The sequence below is a fragment of the Klebsiella sp. 7-CIP_Kleb. genome (genome assembly GCF_050378655.1).
In the GTDB taxonomy this organism is placed as follows: Bacteria; Pseudomonadota; Gammaproteobacteria; order Enterobacterales; family Enterobacteriaceae; genus Klebsiella; species Klebsiella quasipneumoniae.
In genome coordinates this window covers 1-21,093 of sequence record NZ_JBNRLJ010000019.1, presented here as the reverse complement: position 1 = coordinate 21,093, position 21,093 = coordinate 1, and the positions used below count along the sequence as shown (strand labels likewise).

The following is a 21,093-nucleotide window of genomic DNA, read 5'->3' as shown; positions in this document are numbered from 1 at the left end:
TTTATTATGGTGATCCCCTGGGCGAAATGCGCCTGGTAAGCAGAGTTTTTGAAATGTAAGGCCTTTGAATAAGACAAAAGGCTGCCTCATCGCTAACTTTGCAACAGTGCCCACTGCCGCAGCCGGTCATTTCGCCCTTCCTGAATCCGGGGGCGGTTTGTTTTCGGGGACGTTCTGACCGGCACTCCCCCATCACTTGCAGAAATTTCACCGCCCTTTATGTCGCGGTAGGGATACCCGTTACCGGATACCCCCCGCACAGATCCCGGCGTGCGCGATTTACGCACCGGGCTCCTGCCTCGGGTGTCTGGCGGTGAACCGCTCCACAGGCCATGGATGAAGAACCCGAACCCTTGGTAGCCATGCGGCTGCCAGTTTGTTTGCTTTCGTCCAGGTCGTATCATCCTTCTGGCTCCTGCGCCTGAGCGCCCGGCGCCAGAGGTTTGTTACGTGTGTCCTGAACTTCTGCATGGTGGGGAAGTTGCCCGGTACCGAGTGATAGTTCAGGTATCCCTGAACCACTCTCCTGAGCCATTTTCCCTGTTCGGGGATTGAGTAATGCCAGCGCCTTCGCAGACCGTCTTTGATGGCTTTCAGAGTTGCCGTCATCCGATCCCGGCGGGTCTTTCGTATCAGCATGAACCTGCCGTTGCGATCTTTCCCGCTGATGTGCGTGAACCCGAGGAAGTTGAACGTTTCTGGTTTGCCTTTTCCCCTGATGGCACGGTTTTCGGCAGCGAAGCGGCCGAACTCCATCAGACGGGTTTTCTCCGGGTGAACCGTGAGTCCGAACTCCCTCAGTCTGCGCTGCATGGCTATACGGAAGCGCCGGGCATCGTATCGTTTGTCGAACCCGATGACGATGTCATCGGCGTATCTGACCATTACCACATTGCCTGTGGCATAGCGACGTCGCCACTGATGCGCCCACAGATCGAAGACGTAGTGGAGGTATATGTTTGCCAGCAGCGGTGAGATGACCGCACCCTGTGGGGTGCCTTCCTCCGTTGCTCGCCATTGACCCTCCTCCGACGTCCCGGCTGTGAGCCACTTACGTATGAGCCTGATTACCCTCCGGTCGCCGATCCGATGCTCTGTGAACCTGATCAGCCATTCGTGGCTCACCCTGTCAAAGAACTGACTGATGTCGGCATCCAGTACCCAGTTTACGTTAGTGCGTACCAGCCCTGTGGCCAGTGCGTCCAGTGCATCGTGCTGGCTTCGCCCGGGTCTGAACCCGTATGAGAACCCCATAAAGTCGTTTTCATAGACTGCGTTCAGGATTTTCACCAGCGCATACTGGACGATCTTGTCCTCCAGCGAGGCGATGCCGAGCGGGCGTTGTTTTCCATCCGCTTTTGGGATGTAGTGACGCCTGCCGGGCTGCGCCCTGTAGCTGCCCTGATGTAGCCTCCGGTGCAGATCTGTTATGTTGTTCTTCATGTTTCCGGCGTAGTCCATCCACCTGATGCCATCCACTCCGGCGGCCGCTTTCCTGCTCAGGGAGAGGAATGCGGCTTCCAGTGCTTCGACTGTCAGCAGGTGGAACAATGCTGTAAACCGTTCTTTCTTCCGCTGCTTCGCAGCTTCCCGCACGCGTGACAGCCTCTGTGACATGCTTTCCCGGCTCTGTGTCCGGCGCATGTGTGGCTGTTCCGCGTTCCCCTTGGCCCCGCTCCTTCGCTCCACTGACTCCGCTCCTTTCGGGTTGTTCGCCTGCTTCGCCGCTACTATGAGCGAGTCCGACTTCTCCTCTCCGTACATCACCGGCTATGACTCCTCGTCTTCCCGGTGCGGGCCATCTCCGACACTGGCAGATGGTCAGAGGGGAGATCTCCCGGTTCCCGCGTAGAGATCGTATTGACATGCCAGGGTCTCAGACCCCGCCGGGTCCATGTGGCACTCGCAGTATCGCACCCTATGATGTTGCCTTCCGTTAACAGTACAACGTCGGCACCCGGTAATTTAATATACATTTCGTGGCTCAATGGCTGGCCTGTCAACACCCCTGTCAACGCTTCGCCCCATACCTCGCGGTATGCAACGCATGACTCGGGGACCTTGTGGATTGCTGGTCCTTCAATGGTCGGGGACTTTCACCCCTTGATCTCTACCGGTCTCCCGGCGCACACTGTATGCATATACAGTATAAAGAGGTAAATCTGATGCCACGACGCTATGAAATTGACGCTGCCTGGCGTGCGGCCATCACCCGCGAACAGGATGGCCGTCAGACCGTCACGACCGCAGCCTTTGTCCGGGAGCTTCACAAGTTCAACTGGCACTGGACGCCCCGCCAGGCTAACCAGTGGATAGAAACGTATGTGACGGTGTTCCGGGACGTCTCGCCCAATGAGGGAGAAAACCGGACGTTCCAGCTGTTTAATCCGAACGGAGGGCGCTGATATGGGGTTTCCGTCACCGGCAATGGATTACCAGGAAAGCCGCCTCTCGCTGGATAGCTACTGTAAAACCGGGCGTCCGGGCGTGTTCCTATTTCGTAGCGACTGCACCTCGTTCCGGGAGGGCATCAGGCCGGGTTCGCTGCTGATCGTGGATTTCGGCGCGCGGCCGGTTGACGGCACCCTGGTGCTCTGCGTGCTGGAAGATGAATTCAGGATCATGCGACTGCGTCTCCATCCGGCAAGATGTCTACAGGAGCTGGACAGGCCGGAGAACGTCCGCGCCCTGCCGGATAATGAGGATGAAGGTATCGAGATCAGGGGCGTGGTGACGCACATCGTTACCGATGCCAGAACGGGGGGGTTCGAGGATTTCCCTGTAATTTAGCAATACAATACAACGCAATTAACCGTACACATAAGGTACTCTTTATGTACTATTAATGTACATTTTAAGTGCGCATATTATTGTTTTTCGCCTTGCGCCTTCCCTTGAAACACAATTTATTTGCAGAAAAGTGTTTCGCTAAGAGAAACGCGTGGTATAATGTTTCCCGTTGAGAAACAGGGAATCAATAATGATAAAAAGTTTCAAGCACAAAGGGTTACAAAAGCTCTTTGAGAACGACGATCCGAGCGGAGTACAGGCAAAGGATGTGGAGAGAATAAAACTTCGCCTCCTGATGTTAGACGAAGCGACGACAACAGAAGATTTCCGCGCCTATCCGGGATTTAAATTTCACCCCCTGAAAGGCGATAAGAAGAATCTTTATGCGATCACCGTTCGGGCGAACTGGCGAATCACCTTTGAGTTTACAGATGGTGATGCCTACATACTGAATCTGGAGGACTACCACTAATGACGATGCTCAACCCACCACACCCAGGGGGATTGATTACCGAATACCTGGAGGATAACGAAATCAGCTTACGAGCCCTTGCCCGTAAGCTCGATGTTTCCCCTTCTGCGCTGAGTAAAGTCTCGGCAGGTAAAGCGGCAATCAGTCCTGAAATGGCTCTTAAACTTGAGGCAGGTTTAGGAATCGCAGCTCGACTCTGGCTGGCAATGCAGGCGACCTATGACCTTAGCCGCGCCCGCAAGGAGATCGACCTCTCCCATGTGGTGCCTGTTACAGTCAAAAGTGACTTTGCCGTACATTGATACCGAATAAAAAAAGCCGCATAAGCGGCTTTTTTATTAGGTGGTTCTACACTTAGAACAGGTGCGGAGTGACCAGTAGCGCCAGCAAGATTAGGCACAGAACGATGGTCAGCACCTGAGTTATACGCGGCGCTTTTATGAAAGCAGTCAGCACTTCAGCCATAGACTTAATCCATATTGCAGGTTGCAAGAACTACCGGCTCACGTTGACGTAGAATCACCCCAGGGGTAACATTACTTCGCTATAGTAACGACAACGTGAACTTCGGTACATGTTTCGGGCAGCAGCAGCGACTGCGAATCGCTGACTGAGGCGAAAAAGAGAACCCTTCGGGGTTCTTTTTTTTGCCTTATCATCCCTCTGACAGCGTTTTAGAGCATCCGGAACGGAGAATCTGCGAAACCCTCCTTCCCTTCATCCCTACAACACCTACAGCAAAGCGATCATATCACAACTCAAAATCTACGGAGTAAGGTGGAGATGTAAAAGATGCGTATGAAATCAGCATTTAGTTTAGCTCTCTATCTTCACCCGGTCGGAACAGAGAGGATCTGCCCCATACGTCCTTACCCTAAAACGGGCTTTGTTAATGGAATGGTCGCCTCCCATCTCTTGTGCCACAGTGGGACGATAAATCGTCACTCATTGAACGGAGCGCTGCTATCATGAACGTTAAAACTATTGGAATCGATTTGGCAAAAAACGTTTTCCAGATCCATGGGGTTGACGAGCACGGAAAACGGTTGTTCAACAAACAACTCAGACGGGCACAAATGGCCTCCTTTTTTGCCAACATCCCACCCTGTTTGATCGGCATGGAGGCCTGTGCATCTGCTCATTTCTGGGCCAATAAACTGATATCGATGGGCCATAATGTCAAACTGATGGCCCCTCAGTTCGTCAAACCCTATGTTAAAACTGAAGTGGTCAACAAAAACTGGCCACCGCGTTAGAGTTTTTCCAGTATCGGTTTTCTGATTCGTTTGGCGTTAACCCACCATTATATTCGTGCGGTCTTAGTGCGCTGTAATATCCAACGATATAGTCCGTTATTGCGTGAGCTGCATCGCTGAAGCTTACATAGCCCGTCGCCGGCACCCATTCGTTCTTCAGACTCCTGAAGAAGCGCTCCATTGGGCTGTTATCCCAGCAGTTTCCACGCCGACTCATACTCTGCCTGATCCGGTATCGCCACAGTAACTGCCGGAACTGCCTGCTCGTATAATGGCTGCCTTGGACGCCCTTCTAAGAGTCAAGCTGTTATCGGGATACTGTTGATCCGCCTGTTTTGATTGCGCAGTAACGTGTAAACTTCGCGGGAGATATATCGCTTTAGACAGCGTATCGCTTCCATTTTTGTATGTCCTTCGGCTACACGCCTGGCGACATATTCCTTTGTTTTTGCGTCAGTTCGTAAGCGTCCGATGGCGATGATGTGAAGTGCACTATTTGCAGCACGATCTCCACCACGATTAAGTCGGTAACGGTTCGTTTTTCCAGAAGAAACGGGGACCGGGCTGACACCACACAGTGCCGCAAATCCTGATTCTGATCTTAACCGTTGAGGATTGTCTCCGGCAGTGATCAGCAACTGTGAAGCGCTTTCGTATCCGATAGCATTACGTTTAATCAGCTCAGGTGCCAACTCGTCGACAATTGCCGCAATCATGACATCCAGATCAGCGATTTCGTCATGTAACTCGAGATAGCGTCGGGCAAGGGACTTTAATGAAATGCGATAAACGTTGGTTACATTGCGGTATTCACTGGCATCAGGTCTCCAGGAACCCAGGGTCCTGATGAGCTGCATGCGCGTCATATTTCTGAGCTGTTCACGTAATTCATCCGGGGCAGAGATAATATTTGAATGGATAATCTGGAGAGCGACTCTGCGGGCTGATATTGCTGTTTTTCGGCAAGTTTTTAATACCCGCAGGGACTCAATCATGCCATCACGCGTTTTGGGAGTAACTGTCCTGATGCCTGAGAATGCTGCATGAGCGGCACATTCAGCATCAATTGTGTCACTTTTACCCCGTTTGCGTCGCTCCATCCGGTCTGGAGCAGTCACCTCAAGAACTTCTAACCCGGCGTTCTGAAAATAACGAAGCAAACCGGAACCATAGGTACCTGTGCACTCAACACCAATTCGCTTTAATGTCCCAAACGAGGTCATCCATGCCAGCATCTGCCGGTAACCTTGTCGTGTTGTGGAGAAATACTGAGTCCCAAGGACTTTATTGTTCTGATCTACGACAGCGGCAACGTGCAAATCTTTATGTGTATCCACGCCACCCACAACGGCAGCTTCGGTAACTTTATCAACCATGACAGAGCTCCTGTGAGGAAACAGAGTTGAATCTCCAGACAGATAACCCGGACAGGACAGTAACGAGACAAGCCGTCAGGCCCTTCTTGAGTCACGCGCATCGGTGAGGAGATGCCTCGCATGAAGGCGCTTCCGGCAACCGACGGGTCCAGGGCAGGACACAAAAGGTCGATCGCTGTGTGAGTCAGGATGCGGGAAGGTCTTCACTGCATCAGTAATCACACCAATCTGGTTAAACGGCAAACTAAGTGGTGGTAAAGACTGACATCGGCATTATTACTATCGCTGTGGAACATCACCCCGACGGGCTTACCACGGGTTTCCCATGCCATTTCCAGTGCTTTCATGGTGAGCCTGCTGTCCGGCGAGAACGACATGGCCCAGCCCACTGGTTTTCTTGCGAACAGGTCGAGAACAACGGCGAGGTACGCCCAGCGCTTACCCGTCCAGATATAGGTCACATCACCGCACCACACCTGATTTGGTTCCGTTACGGCGAATTGTCGTTCAAGATGATTCGGGATAGCAACGTGCTCATGACCGCCACGCTTATACCGGTGAGTCGGCTGCTGGCAACTGACCAGCCCCAGCTCTTTCATGAGTCTGCCAGCAAGCCAGCGCCCCATCTGGTAACCTCTCTGGGTTGCCATTGTGGCGATGCTTCTTGCTCCGGCAGAGCCGTGGCTGATGCCATGCAGTTCAAGTACCTGACTGCGTAATACAGCCCGTCTGCCGTCTGGCTTTTCAGGACGGTTTTTCCAGTATTTGTAGCTGCTGCGATGAACCCCGAACACATGGCAGAGAGTGGCCACAGGATAACGCGCCCTGAGTTTCCCGATTATCGAGAACTGTTCAGGGAGTCTGACATCAAGAGCGCGGTAGCCTTTTTTAATATTTCATTTTCCATTTCAATACGTTGTAGCTTTTTCCTGAGCTCACGGATTTCAATTTGTTCCGGGGTAATGGGGGAGGCTTTTGGTGTTTTGCCCTGCCGTTCATCACGTAATTGTTTCACCCATCGCGTCATTGTGGAAAGGCCGACATCCATAGCGCTGGCTGCATCTGCCACGGTGTAGTTCTGGTCAACGACCAGTTGAGCGGATTCGCGTTTAAACTCTGCGCTGAAATTTCTTTTTTCATTATGACTCCTGTGTTGTTCTGAGGTGAGCATATCACCTCTGTTCAGGTGGCCAAATTCAGTAAACCACTTCAATTGGATACCAATTCCTGTACGAGGGCGATGAGCTTAAATGCTATGAACATGGTCTTCTCATCGAAAGCGTAGAATAATACGACTCCCTTCCAACCGGCTACGTTGGCCGGTTTTTTCACTTATCCACATTATCCACTGGATAGATCCAATAATCAGGTCCATACAGATCCCAATTAGATCCATATAGATCCCTGATCGTCGTAGGCCGCGTCCCGTCTGGCTTAGAAGCCTTTCGCGATGTGTGCTGGAGGGAAAACGATGTGCGCTGGAGGGAAAAAAATGTGTGCTGACGGGTTGCTAATGTGTGCTGGCGGGATATAGGATGTGTGCTGACGGGAAAGCCAGGGTAGTTATCATCACTGATAAAAACTATCCACATAATTCGGAAAAAGCAATATGAATCAATCTTTTATATCCGATATTCTTTACGCAGACATTGAAAGTAAGGCAAAAGAACTAACAGTTAATTCAAACAACACTGTGCAGCCTGTAGCGTTGATGCGTTTGGGGGTATTCGTGCCGAAGCCATCAAAGAGCAAAGGAGAAAGTAAAGAGATTGATGCCACCAAAGCGTTTTCCCAGCTGGAGATAGCTAAAGCCGAGGGTTACGATGATATTAAAATCACCGGTCCTCGACTCGATATGGATACTGATTTCAAAACGTGGATCGGTGTCATCTACGCGTTCAGCAAATACGGCTTGTCCTCAAACACCATCCAGTTATCGTTTCAGGAATTCGCTAAAGCCTGTGGTTTCCCCTCAAAACGTCTGGATGCGAAACTGCGTTTAACCATTCATGAATCACTTGGACGCTTGCGTAACAAGGGTATCGCTTTTAAGCGCGGAAAAGATGCTAAAGGCGGCTATCAGACTGGTCTGCTGAAGGTCGGGCGTTTTGATGCTGACCTTGATCTGATAGAACTGGAGGCTGATTCGAAGCTGTGGGAGCTGTTCCAGCTTGATTATCGCGTTCTGTTGCAACACCACGCCTTGCGTGCCCTTCCGAAGAAAGAAGCTGCACAAGCCATTTACACTTTCATCGAAAGCCTTCCGCAGAACCCGTTGCCGCTATCGTTCGCGCGAATCCGTGAGCGCCTGGCTTTGCAGTCAGCTGTTGGCGAGCAAAACCGTATCATTAAGAAAGCGATAGAACAGCTTAAAACAATCGGCTATCTCGACTGTTCAATTGAGAAGAAAGGCCGGGAAAGTTTTGTAATCGTCCATTCTCGCAATCCAAAGCTGAAACTTCCCGAATAAGTGTGTGCTGGAGGGCAGCTGCATTTGAAAAATGTGCGCTGCCGGGAATGCCTGCCCATTTTCCTGTTTTTGGTGTGCGCTGGAGGGTTGCGCCACGCAGTTTGCCCAGACATTCCCTCCAGCACACATCTAACCATCCAAGTTTCCCTCCAGCGCACATCTAATCTTCTATCTTTCCCTCCAGCACACATATTTGATACCAGCGATCCCTCCACAGCACATAATTCAATGCGACTTCCCTCTATCGCACATTCTGGTCCTGCATCATCCCTCCAGCACACATCTAATAACCTCATCGCCATTTCTTTACGTGCAATAATTGGCGCACGAATCAAAAAAAGTTGCACGTAGCAGAATCAAACGTACAATTCACTCATACGAAATGATAAGGAGATGATGATGAAACGCGATTACGGCGGTGTCGGCACCATAGCTCTTCGTGCAAGCGCATTACTTAAGGCCATGAGTCAGGATATTGAAGATCAGCGTAAAGAGTTCAATCAGACCGAGTATTATCAGACGTTCACTCGTAACGCTGTGGCAAAGTTGCCGAAGCTGAGCCGCCGCATTGTGGAGCAGGCCATCAAAGAGATGGAAGATGATGGGTACCAGTTCAACAAGAAACAGGTCGGTAACGTTGAACAGTACGCGCTGACCATCCAGAACGTCATTGATATCTATGCCCACCGTAAGATCCCCAAATATCGCGACATTCACAAATCGCCTTACGTTATTTTTGTCGTAAACCTGAAGGGTGGCGTATCCAAAACGGTTTCCACAGTAACGTTGGCGCACGCTCTGCGTGTGCATCAGGATTTACTGCGTCACGATCTGCGCATTCTGGTAATTGACCTTGACCCTCAGGCATCCAGCACAATGTTCCTCGACCATACTCACAGTATTGGTTCCATCCTGGAAACCGCCGCGCAGGCGATGCTGAACGACCTGGACGCGGAGACGCTACGCAAAGAGGTGATTCGTCCGACCATCGTTCCTGGCGTAGACGTGATTCCAGCCTCTATCGACGATGGCTTTGTTGCCAGCCAATGGAAAGAGCTGGTTGAAGAGCATCTTCCCGGACAAAATCAGTACGAAATCCTTCGACGCAATATCATTGATCGTGTTGCGGATGATTATGACTTTATCTTTATTGATACCGGTCCACACCTGGATCCGTTCCTGCTCAACGGTCTGGCGGCCAGCGATTTGCTGCTTACCCCTACCCCACCAGCCCAGGTTGACTTCCACTCAACACTGAAATATCTCACCCGTCTGCCAGAAATGCTGGAGCAACTGGAGGAGGAAGGCGTAGAACCGCGTTTGAGCGCCAGCATTGGTTTTATGTCGAAGATGACCGGCAAGCGCGATCACGAGACATCACACAGCCTTGCGCGTGAGGTTTACGCCAGCAACATTCTGGACTCTTCTCTGCCTCGTCTGGATGGCTTTGAGCGATGCGGCGAGTCTTTCGACACCGTAATCAGTGCCAACCCGCAATCGTATCCAGGCAGTGCAGAGGCGCTGAAGAAGGCACGAACCGAGGCCGAGCGTTTCACTAAGGCTGTGTTTGATCGAATTGAGTTTGTTAGGGGTGAGGCGGCATGAAAAAAATAGTTTCCCGTGGACGAGTGCTGGGCAAGAATAGCTCCGAGTTTGCTCGCATGCTTGAAGGCAGTGAAGGCACCAAAACCTTTACCCTAAAATCTGGTCGCCAGGCTAAATTTTTGCTTACCGTTGTGCTGAGTGGTGAGATTGAGTCGCGCACGTTCGTTGACCCGGCAGTTAACGGCCGCGATCAGTCTCTGCTCACCCCTGAGTCGGTAAGCGATATTTCCCGCACCATTAAATTGCAACAGTTCTTCCCGGCTATCGGTCGTATGGTTGGGGAGCGCATTGAGGTATTGGACGGATCACGTCGCCGCGCTGCGTGTATCTTCAATGAAACGAAATTTGAGATTCTGGTGACGAAAGATGAGATCAGCCTGGCGGATGCCCGCCAGCTGGCCATTGATATCCAGACAGCCCGCGAACACACTCTGCGCGAGCTGGGTAAACGCTTCGAGGTTATGTACGGCAAGAATATGACCAAAGAAGAGATCGCCCGAGCTGAGAACATCTCAAAGGCTAAAGTGACGCGAGCTTTCCAGGCTGCGGCGGTGCCGGATGAGATGATTGCTGTCTTCCCTGTTGCCAGCGATCTCGCCCTGCCTGATTACCAGTTGCTGCTCCAGATCTCCGAAGATGCTAACGCCAAAAACGTACCGATTGGAGATCTGGTTGATACGGTGCGCGAGCGAATTGCAGAGACTGAGGGCGCGAAAGAGGATAAAGCGAAGATACTGGCTATCTTCAAAGCGGAAAGCAAAAGCCTGAAGCCCGCGCCGGTTAAATCTGTGGTGGTTGAGAAGCTGCGAGACTTCTCTGACCGTCGCCAATATGCTCGAAAGAAGTCCGATCCGAAAAAACGGGTTGTCGCCTACGAGTTCTCCAGACTCCCGTCTGAAGTGCAAACTGAAATTGACGAAGCAATAAAAAAAATCATTGGGAAAATGTCTGCTGGGGAATAATCCCGCTGGTGGGAGGTGGTGTTAGCCCCTCCCCTTCCTAAAATGTCCCGCACCGATTTCATTGCTAACCTTGTGATTTGCATGTGTTTTTTAGGGGGGTTTCAGACTGAAATTCCCACGATTTAACGCCTGCATTCACCGTCCACTTCCCCGCACAAAAAATTTAAAAAATTACTTTTCGCGAGAAAGTCAACAAGTGACTTTCAATAAAATCTCTTCCGAAAAGGGATTCACACAAGTGCCTTGTGTTTAAGGAAGAGTAACTTGAGTAACTTACGCGAATACCAGAATCGTATTGCAGATATCGCAAAACGCTCTAAAGCCGTTCTTGGCTGGGCAAGTACAGCACAGTTCGGTACTGATAACCAATTCATCAAAGATGATGCCGCGCGTGCCGCATCTATCCTTGAAGCTGCACGTAAAGACCCAATTTTTGCGGGTATCTCTGATAATGCCACCGCTCAAATTGCTACCGAGTGGGCAAGTGCACTGGCTGACTACGCCGCAGCACATAAATCTATGCCGCGTCCGGAAATTCTGGCCTCCTGCCACCAGACGCTGGAAAACTGCCTGATTGAGTCCACCCGCAATAGCATGGATGCCACTAATAAAGCGATGCTGGAATCCGTCGCAGCAGAGATGATGAGCGTTTCTGACGGTGTTATGCGTCTGCCTTTATTCCTCGCGATGATCCTGCCTGTTCAGTTGGGGGCAGCTACCGCTGATGCGTGTACCTTCATTCCGGTTACGCGTGACCAGTCCGACATCTATGAAGTCTTTAACGTGGCAGGTTCCTCTTTTGGTTCTTATGCTGCTGGTGATGTTCTGGACATGCAATCCGTCGGTGTGTACAGCCAGTTACGCCGCCGCTATGTGCTGGTGGCAAGCTCCGATGGCACCAGCAAAACCGCAACCTTCAAGATGGAAGACTTCGAAGGCCAGAATGTACCAATCCGAAAAGGTCGCACTAACATCTACGTTAACCGTATTAAGTCTGTTGTTGATAACGGTTCCGGCAGCCTACTTCACTCGTTTACTAATGCTGCTGGTGAGCAAATCACTGTTACCTGCTCTCTGAACTACAACATTGGTCAGATTGCCCTGTCGTTCTCCAAAGCGCCGGATAAAGGCACTGAGATCGCAATTGAGACGGAAATCAATATTGAAGCCGCTCCTGAGCTGATCCCGCTGATCAACCACGAAATGAAGAAATACACCCTGTTCCCAAGTCAGTTCGTTATCGCGGCTGAGCACACGGTACAGGCGGCGTATGAAGCACAGCGTGAATTTGGTCTGGACCTGGGTTCCCTACAGTTCCGCACCCTGAAGGAATACCTGTCTCATGAACAGGATATGCTGCGTCTTCGCATCATGATCTGGCGCACTCTTGCGACCGACACCTTTGACATCGCTCTGCCGGTTAACCAGTCCTTTGATGTATGGGCAACCATCATTCGTGGAAAATTCCAGACTGTATATCGCGACATTATTGAGCGCGTTAAATCTTCTGGTGCGATGGGGATGTTTGCTGGTGCTGATGCAGCATCTTTCTTCAAACAGTTGCCGAAGGATTTCTTCCAGCCAGCCGAAGACTATATCCAGACTCCGTATGTTCACTACATCGGTACCCTGTTCGGTAACGTAAAAGTGTACGAAGTACCTGCTGGTATTTGTAAGAACTTAACGACAGAGAACATTCAGTTCAGCTCGATGGATGTGCTGTGCTACGTCCGTGATGAAAATCCGGGTAAAGCAGGCTTCGTGACTGGTGATGCTGTCCCGGCTATCCCGTTCCAGCATCCGACCACTCCGGCGCTGGTCAACCGTACCACACTGTGGGGTTCGGCTATCAACGATATGCACCCACGCAACGGCGCTGATTACTTCACTCGTGTAACGCTGACAATGGCCAAAAAAGGCGGGCTTAACTTTATAAGCGGCGACACGATTGATGCCGGTGACTCTGAGTAATCAGGGGAAGTTCTCCGTTTAACATAGCGCCCCCGTGCGGGGCGCATAACAGGGAAAGTTATGTCTCAATATTCAATTCAACAGTCATTAGGTAATGCATCCGGCGTCGCGGTTAGCCCGATCAATGCCGATGCGACGTTATCTACCGGTGTTGCATTAAATAGCAGCTTGTGGGCTGGTATTGGCGTATTTGCGCGTGGCAAGCCGTTTACTGTTCTTGCGGTTACTGAGTCCAATTACGAAGATGTTCTCGGCGAACCGCTGAAGCCGTCTTCCGGCTCACAGTTCGAACCAATTCGCCATGTGTACGAAGCTATTCAGCAAACGTCTGGTTATGTTGTCCGTGCTGTTCCGGATGATGCGAAGTTCCCGATTATTATGTTCGATGAATCAGGCGAACCGGCTTACACTGCGTTGCCATATGGTTCTGAAATTGAACTTGATAGCGGCGAAGCCTTTGCTATCTACGTTGATGATGGTGATCCGTGTATTTCACCTACCCGTGAGTTAACCATCGAAACGGCAACAGCGGACAGCGCGGGTAATGAACGCTTCCTCTTAAAACTAACCCAGACGACTTCGCTCGGTGTGGTAACGACCCTGGAGACACACACTGTGTCTTTGGTGGAAGAAGCGAAAGATGACATGGGCCGCTTGTGTTATCTGCCTACGGCTCTGGAAGCCCGTTCTAAATATCTGCGCGCGGTTGTTAATGAAGATCTGATTTCTACAGCGAAAGTAACAAACAAAAAATCGTTGGCGTTCACTGGTGGTACCAACGGTGATCAGTCGAAAATCTCAACCGCTGCGTACCTGCGTGCGGTGAAAGTGCTGAACAATGCGCCGTACATGTACACCGCTGTTCTTGGCTTGGGCTGCTATGACAATGCGGCTATCACCGCATTAGGTAAAATCTGTGCAGATCGCCTGATTGATGGCTTCTTTGATGTCAAACCGACATTGACGTACACGGAAGCGATCTCTGCTGTTGAAGATACCGGTTTACTTGGTACCGATTATGTAAGCTGTGCTGTCTATCACTTCCCGTTCTCCTGCAAAGACAAATGGACCCAATCCCGTGTGGTCTTCGGTCTGTCTGGCGCGGCGTATGCGGCGAAAGCTCGTGGCGTCAAGAAAAACTCTGATGTCGGCGGTTGGCATTACTCACCGGCTGGTGAAGAACGTGCCGTCATTGCTCGTGCGTCAATTCAACCGCTGTATCCGGAAGATACCCCGGACGAAGAAGCAATGGTCAAGGGCCGTCTCAATAAAGTATCTGTTGGCACCTCTGGCCAGATGATCATCGACGATGCTTTAACTTGCTGCACGCAGGATAACTATCTGCACTTCCAGCACGTCCCATCCCTGATGAATGCAATCAGCCGTTTCTTTGTCCAGTTAGCCCGACAGATGAAGCATAGCCCGGACGGTATTACTGCGGCTGGCCTGACTAAAGGGATGACCAAACTTTTAGATCGCTTTGTCGCCTCCGGCGCTCTGGTGGCTCCTCGTGATCCTGATGCTGACGGTACAGAACCGTATGTGCTGAAAGTTACGCAGGCGGAATTCGATAAATGGGAAGTAGTCTGGGCCTGCTGCCCGACTGGCGTAGCCCGTCGTATCCATGGCGTACCGCTGCTTATTAAGTAAGGGAATACAATGAGCAAAAACTTTTTTCAATCCGGGGCATTTTTGGGGAATGGACTGTCCCGTTTCGCTTTGAACGCTGATCCGGTGCAGTTGATGGAATCTGCCCGTGTAAGTGCCCAACCGCCAACCGAACCGGTGATTAATAATAATCCGGAACCGGCGGCACAGATTAACGAGAACGTTCAATCTGACCCGGCACCTGAGCAAATCCTGGAAGGAAAAGAAGGTAAAGAATGGACCGTCGAACAGGCGCACAAGATGATTCTGGAAGCTGCAAATCGAAGTGCTATGCAGAATGCGTTGAGTAATGCGGCCGATGCCGTTTTCGCCTGGGCTGATAGCGGTGATCTGACTTTCGACTCCCTTGATGGTTTCGTTCAGGCTATCGCTGGTATCTCTGACGACGACGATACCGAAGTTACAGAAGAACAGGACGACGCCTATAACGAAGCATGGGCAAATGTTGCTGACTTCCTCGCAGCATGCGGTGTAGATGATGACCTGATCGAAGCATTGACCGACGATGAAGACGACGACGCAGCTGCTGATGTTGGTTCCGCTATCGCTGGTTTGGATAGCGACGACCGCGACGAACTGGAAGCGGCGTTTGTTGTTGCTGGCACTTCTGATGAAATGCTGACTGAAGCATTTAAGAAGGTTGTTCGTAACGGTGAGATCAAGCTCATCCGTAAACGTCTGCGTAAAAAACGTCTGACTGCGGCTCAAAAATCGGCGCTGAAAAAAGCGCGTCGTAAAGCCCAGACCGGCGCGGCAAAACTGGCCCGCAAAAAGTCAATGAAACTGCGCCGTAAGCGCCTCGGCTAAAGGAGGAGGCCGGAGAACTCCGGCCTTTAACTTGAATGGCACCTATACCTTTTGGGGTTTACAGCCAGGCTGACGGTGTATCGCCATTTCTGAAAGTTACTTTAACGAACTCTCAGTACCAGGTTACCGGATATATCAGCCAGGGGGCGGCAATGAATCTGGCCCAGAATTGGGAAGCGCCGTTTACCGGTATGTCTATGGGTTCTGTTGCTGGTGCCTTCAGTGGTTTTGCGCAGGTTGGTACTGAAACAACGTCAGTTGCCCGTTGGAACAGCTTAATGGTTTGGGAAGGGGGGACACCGCCGACTTTCACGCTGCCAGTAACTTTCATTGCTTTGTTTAACCCATATACGGAAGTTTCAGGTGCTATCGCCGCGTTGTCAGCAATGATTAGCCCGGAACTTAAAGACGCTAGTATTGGTGGTCGAATCCCGGAGCGTGTGACGCTAAACATTGGTCGCCGGATCAACATCATTGATGTCGCTATCCAGGACCTTAGTTTCGATCTCGATGCCCCCAGGGATAGTAATGGGCATTTCCTGAAAAACACCGTCAACCTCCAGTTGACCGGTTCTTCGATATATAACAGCTCCGATATTGTTCGGGCGTTCCAGTAAAAGGATTTTATATGGGGCACAATAACACTAAGGGAAACCGTAAATTTATTAAGGGCCGCTATACTGCCAACGCGGCCAAAGGCGAACGACTGGTATCTTCTGAATTCCAGCTCACTTTTGCAGGCCATGAAGATATCAGCGTACTGGTTCGCACATCGCAAATTCCTGAAATGACCCGCGAGGATGTGGAGGACTATGGTCCGAATGGTGTGAAGTTCAACCAGCACGGTCCAATTCGAAACTCTGGGGAAATCCAGGTCCAGTGCGTGGAGACTATCGAAGGCGATATTCTTCAGTTCATTAAGGATCGCATTGCAGAGAAAGACTATGTTGATATCACGATGGCTGCTACCCCTGAATCCAAATCTTCCGGGGTTAACGCTGTGACAAAAGCTGCTACAACAATTGAAATGTTGGACTGCAAAATCTACAGTGATGCAATCGACTTTAGTACCGAAGATGTGACTGCTGCTGTGCGCCCGTCACTTCGTATCGTCTACAACTGGATTGATTGGGATTAAGAGTCATCCCTTGTATTTTAAAGCTCCTTCGGGAGCTTTTTTATTTGGAGAGGAAAGGGTGCATTGAGGATACCTGACACACGAAGAGTGGCGGGGATCTCTCCCCGCCAGGTCTCTTACCTTTCAGATTCGTAGGCTGTGAAGACAGTGACCTCCGTCTGGCCGGTTCGGATTCGTACCTCGCAGAGGTCTTTCCTCGTTACCAGTACCGTCACTATGACGGTTAAACAGATGACGATCAGAGCGATTAATATCGCTTTTTGCTGCTTCATAGCCTGCTTCTCCTTGACCTTTTGGTCGGTAAGAGGCTAATCTACGTATGCTAAGCATAGATATTGCCTCAGATTAATGTTAAGCGTCTTGCAGGACGCGTAATGTTATCTGGGGCTTTCTTCTATCTGCTTGTCGGGTAATGCCTGAAGCAGATAGCCTCAAGCACCCGCAGCGATTGTATCAATGTCTGGCTTTTTTTCTATAGAAATCACCTGGAAGGGTGAATATCCACACCAGAAGAAATGTTGCAGCAAACATGATCCGTGACTGCCCCCCGCCCTGTCGGGCGAGGCTTCCCACTTCTTAAGCCGCAACCGTCTGTGTGACGGATTTACGCTGGCCTCCATGGGCAGAAACGACGAGCCCCGCCGCTTGTAATTCCAGTATGCCCTTGCGTTTGATGTTGAGCGCCGCATTGATATCGCGGTCATGTTCAACTCCACACTCTGGACACTGCCAGATGCGCTTATGTAATGGCATCTCCGACATTTTGTGACCGCAGCAGTGGCAGGTTTTCGAACTGGCGAACCATTGATCCAGTTTCACCAGATGCACACCTTTCTCTGTTGCTTTGTATTCCAGTTTTGTGATGAATCCAGACCATCCAGCATCGCCTATCGCACGAGCCAGATGGTGATTTTTCATCATATTTGCCGTTTTCAATGTCTCGACAATTACCGCTTGGTTTTCGTCAACAATTGCGCGAGATAACTTGTGCTGGAAATCGGCACGGGCACTGGCTACCCGTTCGTGAACGGCTGCAAGTTGTATTCTGGCTTTGCGCCTGTTTGCGCTCCCTTTTTTCTTACGGGACAGTGCTTTCTGCTTCCGGCGCAGGTTGCGACTTGCATTGATTAGGTGGCGGGGACTGGCAATTTTATTGCCGTCCGATTTGATGACAAAATGCGCCAGCCCCATATCCAGCCCTGTCACATTTGATATCAATGCGGGCTTTGCCGGCGCTTCCATCCCGTCGTCACAGAGTAACGACGCGTAGTATTTCCCGGTTGCGCTGCGGCTCAACGTGATACTTTTCAGCATTCCCGTAATTTCACGATGTAAACGCGCTTCAATCGGCAGGTAATGACTCCAACTTATTGATAGTGTTTTATGTTCAGATAATGCCCGATGACTTTGTCATGCAGCTCCACCGATTTTGAGAACGACAGCGACTTCCGTCCCAGCCGTGCCAGGTGCTGCCTCAGATTCAGGTTATGCCGCTCAATTCGCTGCGTATATCGCTTGCTGATTACGTGCAGCTTTCCCTTCAGGCGGGATTCATACAGCGGCCAGCCATCCGTCATCCATATCACCACGTCAAAGGGTGACAGCAGGCTCATAAGACGCCCCAGCGTCGCCATAGTGCGTTCACCGAATACGTGCGCAACAACCGTCTTCCGGAGCCTGTCATACGCGTAAAACAGCCAGCGCTGGCGTGATTTAGCCCCGACGTATCCCCAATGTTCGTCCATTTCCGCGCAGACGATGACGTCACTGCCCGGCTGTATGCGCGAGGTTACCGACTGCGGCCTGAGTTTTTTAAATGGCGGAAAATCGTGTTGAGGCCAACGCCCATAATGCGGGCGGTTGCCCGGCATCCAACGCCATTCATGGCCATATCAATGATTTTCTGGTGCGTACCGGGCTGAGAGGCGGTGTAAGTGAACTGTAGTTGCCATGTTTTACGGCAGTGAGAGCAGAGATAGCGCTGATGTCCGGCAGTGCTTTTGCCGTTACGCACCATCCCGTCAGTAGCTGAACAGGAGGGACAGCTGATAGAAACAGAAGCCACTGGAGCACCTCAAAATCACCATCATACACTAAATCAGTAAGTTGGCAGCATCACCCACTTCTGTGTTGTATGCAATACACGCAGGATATACACTTTTCCCCACTGGCTATCGACTTCATAAACCAGAACAAAATGCGGGTGAATAACCAGTTCCCGGGCACCTTCCACACGACCGTTGCGGCCTTTATACGGCTGCCCGGCCAGGCTGCTGGCTGAATAACCAATCCGTTCGTCCAGTTCAATGGCGGCCATCAGATTCTGCTCCGCAATGTACTCACGAATGCGCTTCTTGTCCTAGCTGGCCAGCATGGTCCAGAATATCTCCATCATTTATCGGCAACCTTCCTGCTCATTTCATCCCGCCATGCAGCAGCAGAAGATTCGACCATGTCATGGGGAAGCACATCGCCGCGCTTGAGTTGCTGACGTCCTGCCGCAACCTGGTTACGGAACCAGGTATTATTCTGCCGTTCAACGGTCTGGCGCATAAAATCCCGGATTAACTGAGAGCCATTACGGTCCATGCTTTTTGCAGCGGCCATAAAAGCATCCTTCAGTTCAGCGTCGATTCTTAAACTCATATTAACCTGTGCCATTTATTATCTCGTCATTACTACGTATATACTCAGTATATAACGATTCAGATATCGTCACCAGGATATGCCGCGTCAGCTGCATGGAAGGCGGCACTCCATTGTTGCATATGATACCGGGGTAAAACCGCCGAAGCCCGGCGTCAGCCGGTACTCCATCCCCGGCCCTGCCAGACCATACCCGTTTTCAGCCATGATAGAGCTTCTGTGCGCGGTCGGAGTGGTCCCGACGAGGGTTTACCCGAAGTCGGGGCGTATCTCCGCGTTAGCGGGCCGTTAGGGCCGCTTACGAGCGTGTACTGGGGACTTCCAGCCAGAGGACTGACAGCGATGATTACATAGTTACAACATTCATAATTAAAAGCGATGTTGTTCCCGCCCTTTGGGCGGGGGCGGCGGCGCTTTTCAGTGGTGGGGAGGGGCTCCTGGCCGGCAAACCGGCGCCGGTTTTATGATGAATTTTCATTTGAATGCTGTAACTAACTTGGTTCTCCGGTTGGGGCCCGTCGCGCAGCGATGGGAGCTCTCTCTAGCGCGCGCGGTATTCCTGCACCGTCTGGGTGAAATCAGGGATCGTAAACCGGAAAATCAGAGCTACCGCGCCAGTGGACTGACGCTGCTGACAGCAACTATCTCGCTGTGGAATACAGTGTATATGGAAAGAGCGGTCGATGCCCTGAAGCGTAAAGGGGTGAAGATCAACGAGCAACTGCTGTCACATTTGTCGCCGTTAGGCTGGGAGCATATCAATCTGACAGGCGATTACATCTGGAAAAACAACAGAATACCGGCCTCCGGTAAGTTTCGTCGGCTGAGGCCAGCTAAAGTAGAAAGGTCAAAAAACGACCTTAACGAATGGAAGGGACTTCCCCTGGATATGCGCCTGATTAACTCTTGTGCAATCATGGGGTAAACATAGCCCCGGAGGGATTCGTTATGACCATCACGACTGTCGGTATCGATCTTGCTAAAAATGTGTTCGCTGTTCACTGCGTTGACCAACACGGTAAAACTGTTCTGGTTAAACCCAAAGTATCGCGTGCTGCCCTTCCTGAGCTGATTGCCAGTTTACCTCCCTGTGTTATCGGGATGGAGGCATGCTCCGGGGCTCACTACTGGGCAAGGTTGTTTCGGCAATATGGTCATGAACCACGGCTGATGGCTGCTAAATTTGTATCTCCTTACCGCATGGCCGGTAAATCAGGCAAAAATGATGCAGCTGATGCTCAGGCTATCTGTGAAGCAGTTCGTCGCCCGCATATGCGGTTTGTACCAGTGAAGGATGAGAGCCAGCAGGCGATGCAATGCCTACACCGTATCAGACAGGGTTTTATCGAAGAGAAAACAGCAACATATAACCGATTGAGGGGTCTGAGGTCCAACCATGCGAAAAACCACGTTAAGAAAGCAACCTTCTGAAAAGGCGACGTTTATCAGTTTTTTTTCCGGCCATAAAGGGGGCGGAAATTATTCCCTGCACGGGTATTCGCAAGGATTTCGGTAGTGCTCTGGCTCTGCCCCCCATAACCTGGCGGACAGAGCATGATTGGGAAAGCGGTACCCTCACGGCAGAAACGATTGACGCAGGCTATATTTCTATTATTCTGGAAATATAGATAAAGGAGGTATTATGGATTTAAACACTGCTGCAAACGCACTTCGAGAACTGGGCCACCCGACACGTCTCAGCATATACCGGGAGCTGGTCAGGGCGGGTCATGAAGGCCTGCCGGTTGGCGAACTGCAGAAGCACCTTGAGATTCCTGCCTCCACGCTCAGCCATCATCTTTCAGCGCTGATATCCGCTGGACGGCACTGTTGCAAATAGTCGGTGGTGATAAACTTATCATCCCCTTTTGCTGATGGAGCTGCACATGAACCCATTCAAAGGCCGGCATTTTCAGCGTGACATCATTCTGT

Annotated in this window: 18 protein-coding genes and 7 pseudogenes; 16 read left to right on the top strand and 9 right to left on the bottom strand. The window is 51.1% G+C overall.

Going from position 1 to position 21,093, the window contains the following annotated elements; genetic code table 11:
• Positions 1-279: 279 nt before the first annotated feature.
• Positions 280-1,767 carry a group II intron reverse transcriptase/maturase gene (gene ltrA / locus ACQUTI_RS25910; protein ID WP_004178082.1) on the bottom strand — a complete coding sequence of 496 codons (1,488 nt, stop codon included), beginning with the start codon at positions 1,765-1,767 and terminating at the stop codon, positions 280-282.
• 398 nt (positions 1,768-2,165) lie between these two features.
• Here ltrA and ACQUTI_RS25905 point away from each other — a divergent pair, with 398 nt between their 5' ends.
• The 5 genes and pseudogenes from ACQUTI_RS25905 to ACQUTI_RS25885 all read left to right on the top strand — a co-directional run.
• A complete protein-coding gene (locus ACQUTI_RS25905; RefSeq protein WP_017694266.1) occupies positions 2,166-2,405 on the top strand; it encodes a hypothetical protein in 240 nt (79 codons plus the stop codon).
• 1 nt (position 2,406) lies between these two features.
• A complete protein-coding gene (locus ACQUTI_RS25900) occupies positions 2,407-2,790 on the top strand; it encodes a S24 family peptidase (RefSeq protein WP_087783547.1) in 384 nt (127 codons plus the stop codon).
• Between the two features lie 190 nt (positions 2,791-2,980).
• A complete protein-coding gene (locus ACQUTI_RS25895; protein WP_021312774.1) occupies positions 2,981-3,262 on the top strand; it encodes a type II toxin-antitoxin system RelE/ParE family toxin in 282 nt (93 codons plus the stop codon).
• Entirely contained in the window at positions 3,262-3,564 is a 303-nt protein-coding gene (locus ACQUTI_RS25890) for a HigA family addiction module antitoxin (protein WP_428923421.1), read from the top strand. Before ACQUTI_RS25895 ends, ACQUTI_RS25890 begins: the two co-directional genes overlap by 1 nt.
• Before the next feature lie 666 nt (positions 3,565-4,230).
• A pseudogene (locus ACQUTI_RS25885) lies at positions 4,231-4,503 on the top strand (IS110 family transposase); the annotation flags it as partial.
• Here the strand turns inward: ACQUTI_RS25885 and ACQUTI_RS25880 are convergent.
• The 3 genes and pseudogenes from ACQUTI_RS25880 to ACQUTI_RS25870 form a co-directional block, all read right to left on the bottom strand.
• Positions 4,493-4,801 (bottom strand): annotated as a pseudogene (locus ACQUTI_RS25880) (integrase core domain-containing protein); the annotation flags it as partial. The pseudogenes ACQUTI_RS25885 and ACQUTI_RS25880 sit on opposite strands and share 11 nt — an antisense overlap.
• Positions 4,802-4,817: 16 nt before the next feature.
• A complete protein-coding gene (locus tag ACQUTI_RS25875; RefSeq protein ID WP_000227969.1) occupies positions 4,818-5,894 on the bottom strand; it encodes an IS110 family transposase in 1,077 nt (358 codons plus the stop codon).
• A 272-nt stretch (positions 5,895-6,166) separates the two neighbouring features.
• Positions 6,167-7,065: pseudogene (locus ACQUTI_RS25870) on the bottom strand (IS3 family transposase); the annotation flags it as partial.
• A gap of 438 nt (positions 7,066-7,503) precedes the next feature.
• Between ACQUTI_RS25870 and repA the strand changes: the two are divergent.
• The 8 genes from repA (at position 7,504) to ACQUTI_RS25830 (ending at position 16,515) form a co-directional block, all read left to right on the top strand.
• Positions 7,504-8,364, top strand: coding sequence for a replication protein RepA (gene repA, locus ACQUTI_RS25865; RefSeq protein WP_001076427.1), 861 nt, complete (start codon positions 7,504-7,506; stop codon positions 8,362-8,364).
• A 399-nt stretch (positions 8,365-8,763) separates the two neighbouring features.
• Positions 8,764-9,969, top strand: a complete 1,206-nt coding sequence (locus ACQUTI_RS25860) for an AAA family ATPase (RefSeq protein WP_000817632.1) — start codon at positions 8,764-8,766, stop codon at positions 9,967-9,969.
• Positions 9,966-10,931 (top strand): ParB family protein, encoded by a 966-nt coding sequence (locus ACQUTI_RS25855; protein ID WP_023338075.1) that lies wholly within the window; start codon positions 9,966-9,968, stop codon positions 10,929-10,931. Before ACQUTI_RS25860 ends, ACQUTI_RS25855 begins: the two co-directional genes overlap by 4 nt.
• A 264-nt stretch (positions 10,932-11,195) precedes the next feature.
• On the top strand, positions 11,196-12,902 hold the full coding sequence (locus ACQUTI_RS25850) for a hypothetical protein (protein WP_087783572.1): 1,707 nt from the start codon (positions 11,196-11,198) through the stop codon (positions 12,900-12,902).
• Positions 12,903-12,962: 60 nt separating this feature from the next.
• Positions 12,963-14,552 (top strand): hypothetical protein, encoded by a 1,590-nt coding sequence (locus ACQUTI_RS25845; RefSeq protein ID WP_023338078.1) that lies wholly within the window; start codon positions 12,963-12,965, stop codon positions 14,550-14,552.
• Positions 14,553-14,561: 9 nt separating this feature from the next.
• Complete coding sequence (locus tag ACQUTI_RS25840; RefSeq protein WP_023338079.1) at positions 14,562-15,377, top strand: hypothetical protein; 816 nt, start codon at positions 14,562-14,564, stop codon at positions 15,375-15,377.
• 197 nt (positions 15,378-15,574) lie between these two features.
• Positions 15,575-15,994: a hypothetical protein gene (locus ACQUTI_RS25835; RefSeq protein WP_306173224.1), complete on the top strand. Its 420-nt coding sequence runs from the start codon at positions 15,575-15,577 to the stop codon at positions 15,992-15,994.
• Between the two features lie 11 nt (positions 15,995-16,005).
• Positions 16,006-16,515: a hypothetical protein gene (locus ACQUTI_RS25830; protein ID WP_039022248.1), complete on the top strand. Its 510-nt coding sequence runs from the start codon at positions 16,006-16,008 to the stop codon at positions 16,513-16,515.
• Positions 16,516-16,631: 116 nt separating this feature from the next.
• Here ACQUTI_RS25830 and ACQUTI_RS25825 read toward each other — a convergent pair whose 3' ends face one another.
• The 5 genes and pseudogenes from ACQUTI_RS25825 to yacA all read right to left on the bottom strand — a co-directional run bounded on the left by ACQUTI_RS25825 (position 16,632) and on the right by yacA (position 19,176).
• On the bottom strand, positions 16,632-16,787 hold the full coding sequence (locus tag ACQUTI_RS25825; protein ID WP_087783571.1) for a Hok/Gef family protein: 156 nt from the start codon (positions 16,785-16,787) through the stop codon (positions 16,632-16,634).
• A gap of 304 nt (positions 16,788-17,091) precedes the next feature.
• A pseudogene (locus ACQUTI_RS25820) lies at positions 17,092-17,868 on the bottom strand (RNA-guided endonuclease InsQ/TnpB family protein); the annotation flags it as partial.
• Between the two features lie 14 nt (positions 17,869-17,882).
• Positions 17,883-18,580 (bottom strand): IS1-like element IS1B family transposase gene (locus ACQUTI_RS25815; protein ID WP_243408395.1). Its coding sequence is split into 2 segments (ribosomal slippage): positions 17,883-18,331 and positions 18,331-18,580, totalling 699 coding nucleotides; the frame shifts between segments, so codons are not numbered across the junction.
• 33 nt (positions 18,581-18,613) lie between these two features.
• A complete protein-coding gene (locus ACQUTI_RS25810) occupies positions 18,614-18,862 on the bottom strand; it encodes a type II toxin-antitoxin system RelE/ParE family toxin (RefSeq protein ID WP_223232864.1) in 249 nt (82 codons plus the stop codon).
• 44 nt (positions 18,863-18,906) lie between these two features.
• On the bottom strand, positions 18,907-19,176 hold the full coding sequence (gene yacA, locus ACQUTI_RS25805) for a type II toxin-antitoxin system antitoxin YacA (protein ID WP_023338085.1): 270 nt from the start codon (positions 19,174-19,176) through the stop codon (positions 18,907-18,909).
• A 523-nt stretch (positions 19,177-19,699) separates the two neighbouring features.
• Between yacA and ACQUTI_RS25800 the strand changes: the two are divergent.
• The 3 pseudogenes from ACQUTI_RS25800 to ACQUTI_RS25790 all read left to right on the top strand — a co-directional run.
• Positions 19,700-20,025 (top strand): annotated as a pseudogene (locus tag ACQUTI_RS25800) (Tn3 family transposase); the annotation flags it as partial.
• Between the two features lie 84 nt (positions 20,026-20,109).
• A pseudogene (locus ACQUTI_RS25795) lies at positions 20,110-20,553 on the top strand (IS110 family transposase); the annotation flags it as partial.
• A gap of 250 nt (positions 20,554-20,803) precedes the next feature.
• Positions 20,804-20,983 (top strand): annotated as a pseudogene (locus ACQUTI_RS25790) (ArsR/SmtB family transcription factor); the annotation flags it as partial.
• Positions 20,984-21,093: the final 110 nt, after the last annotated feature.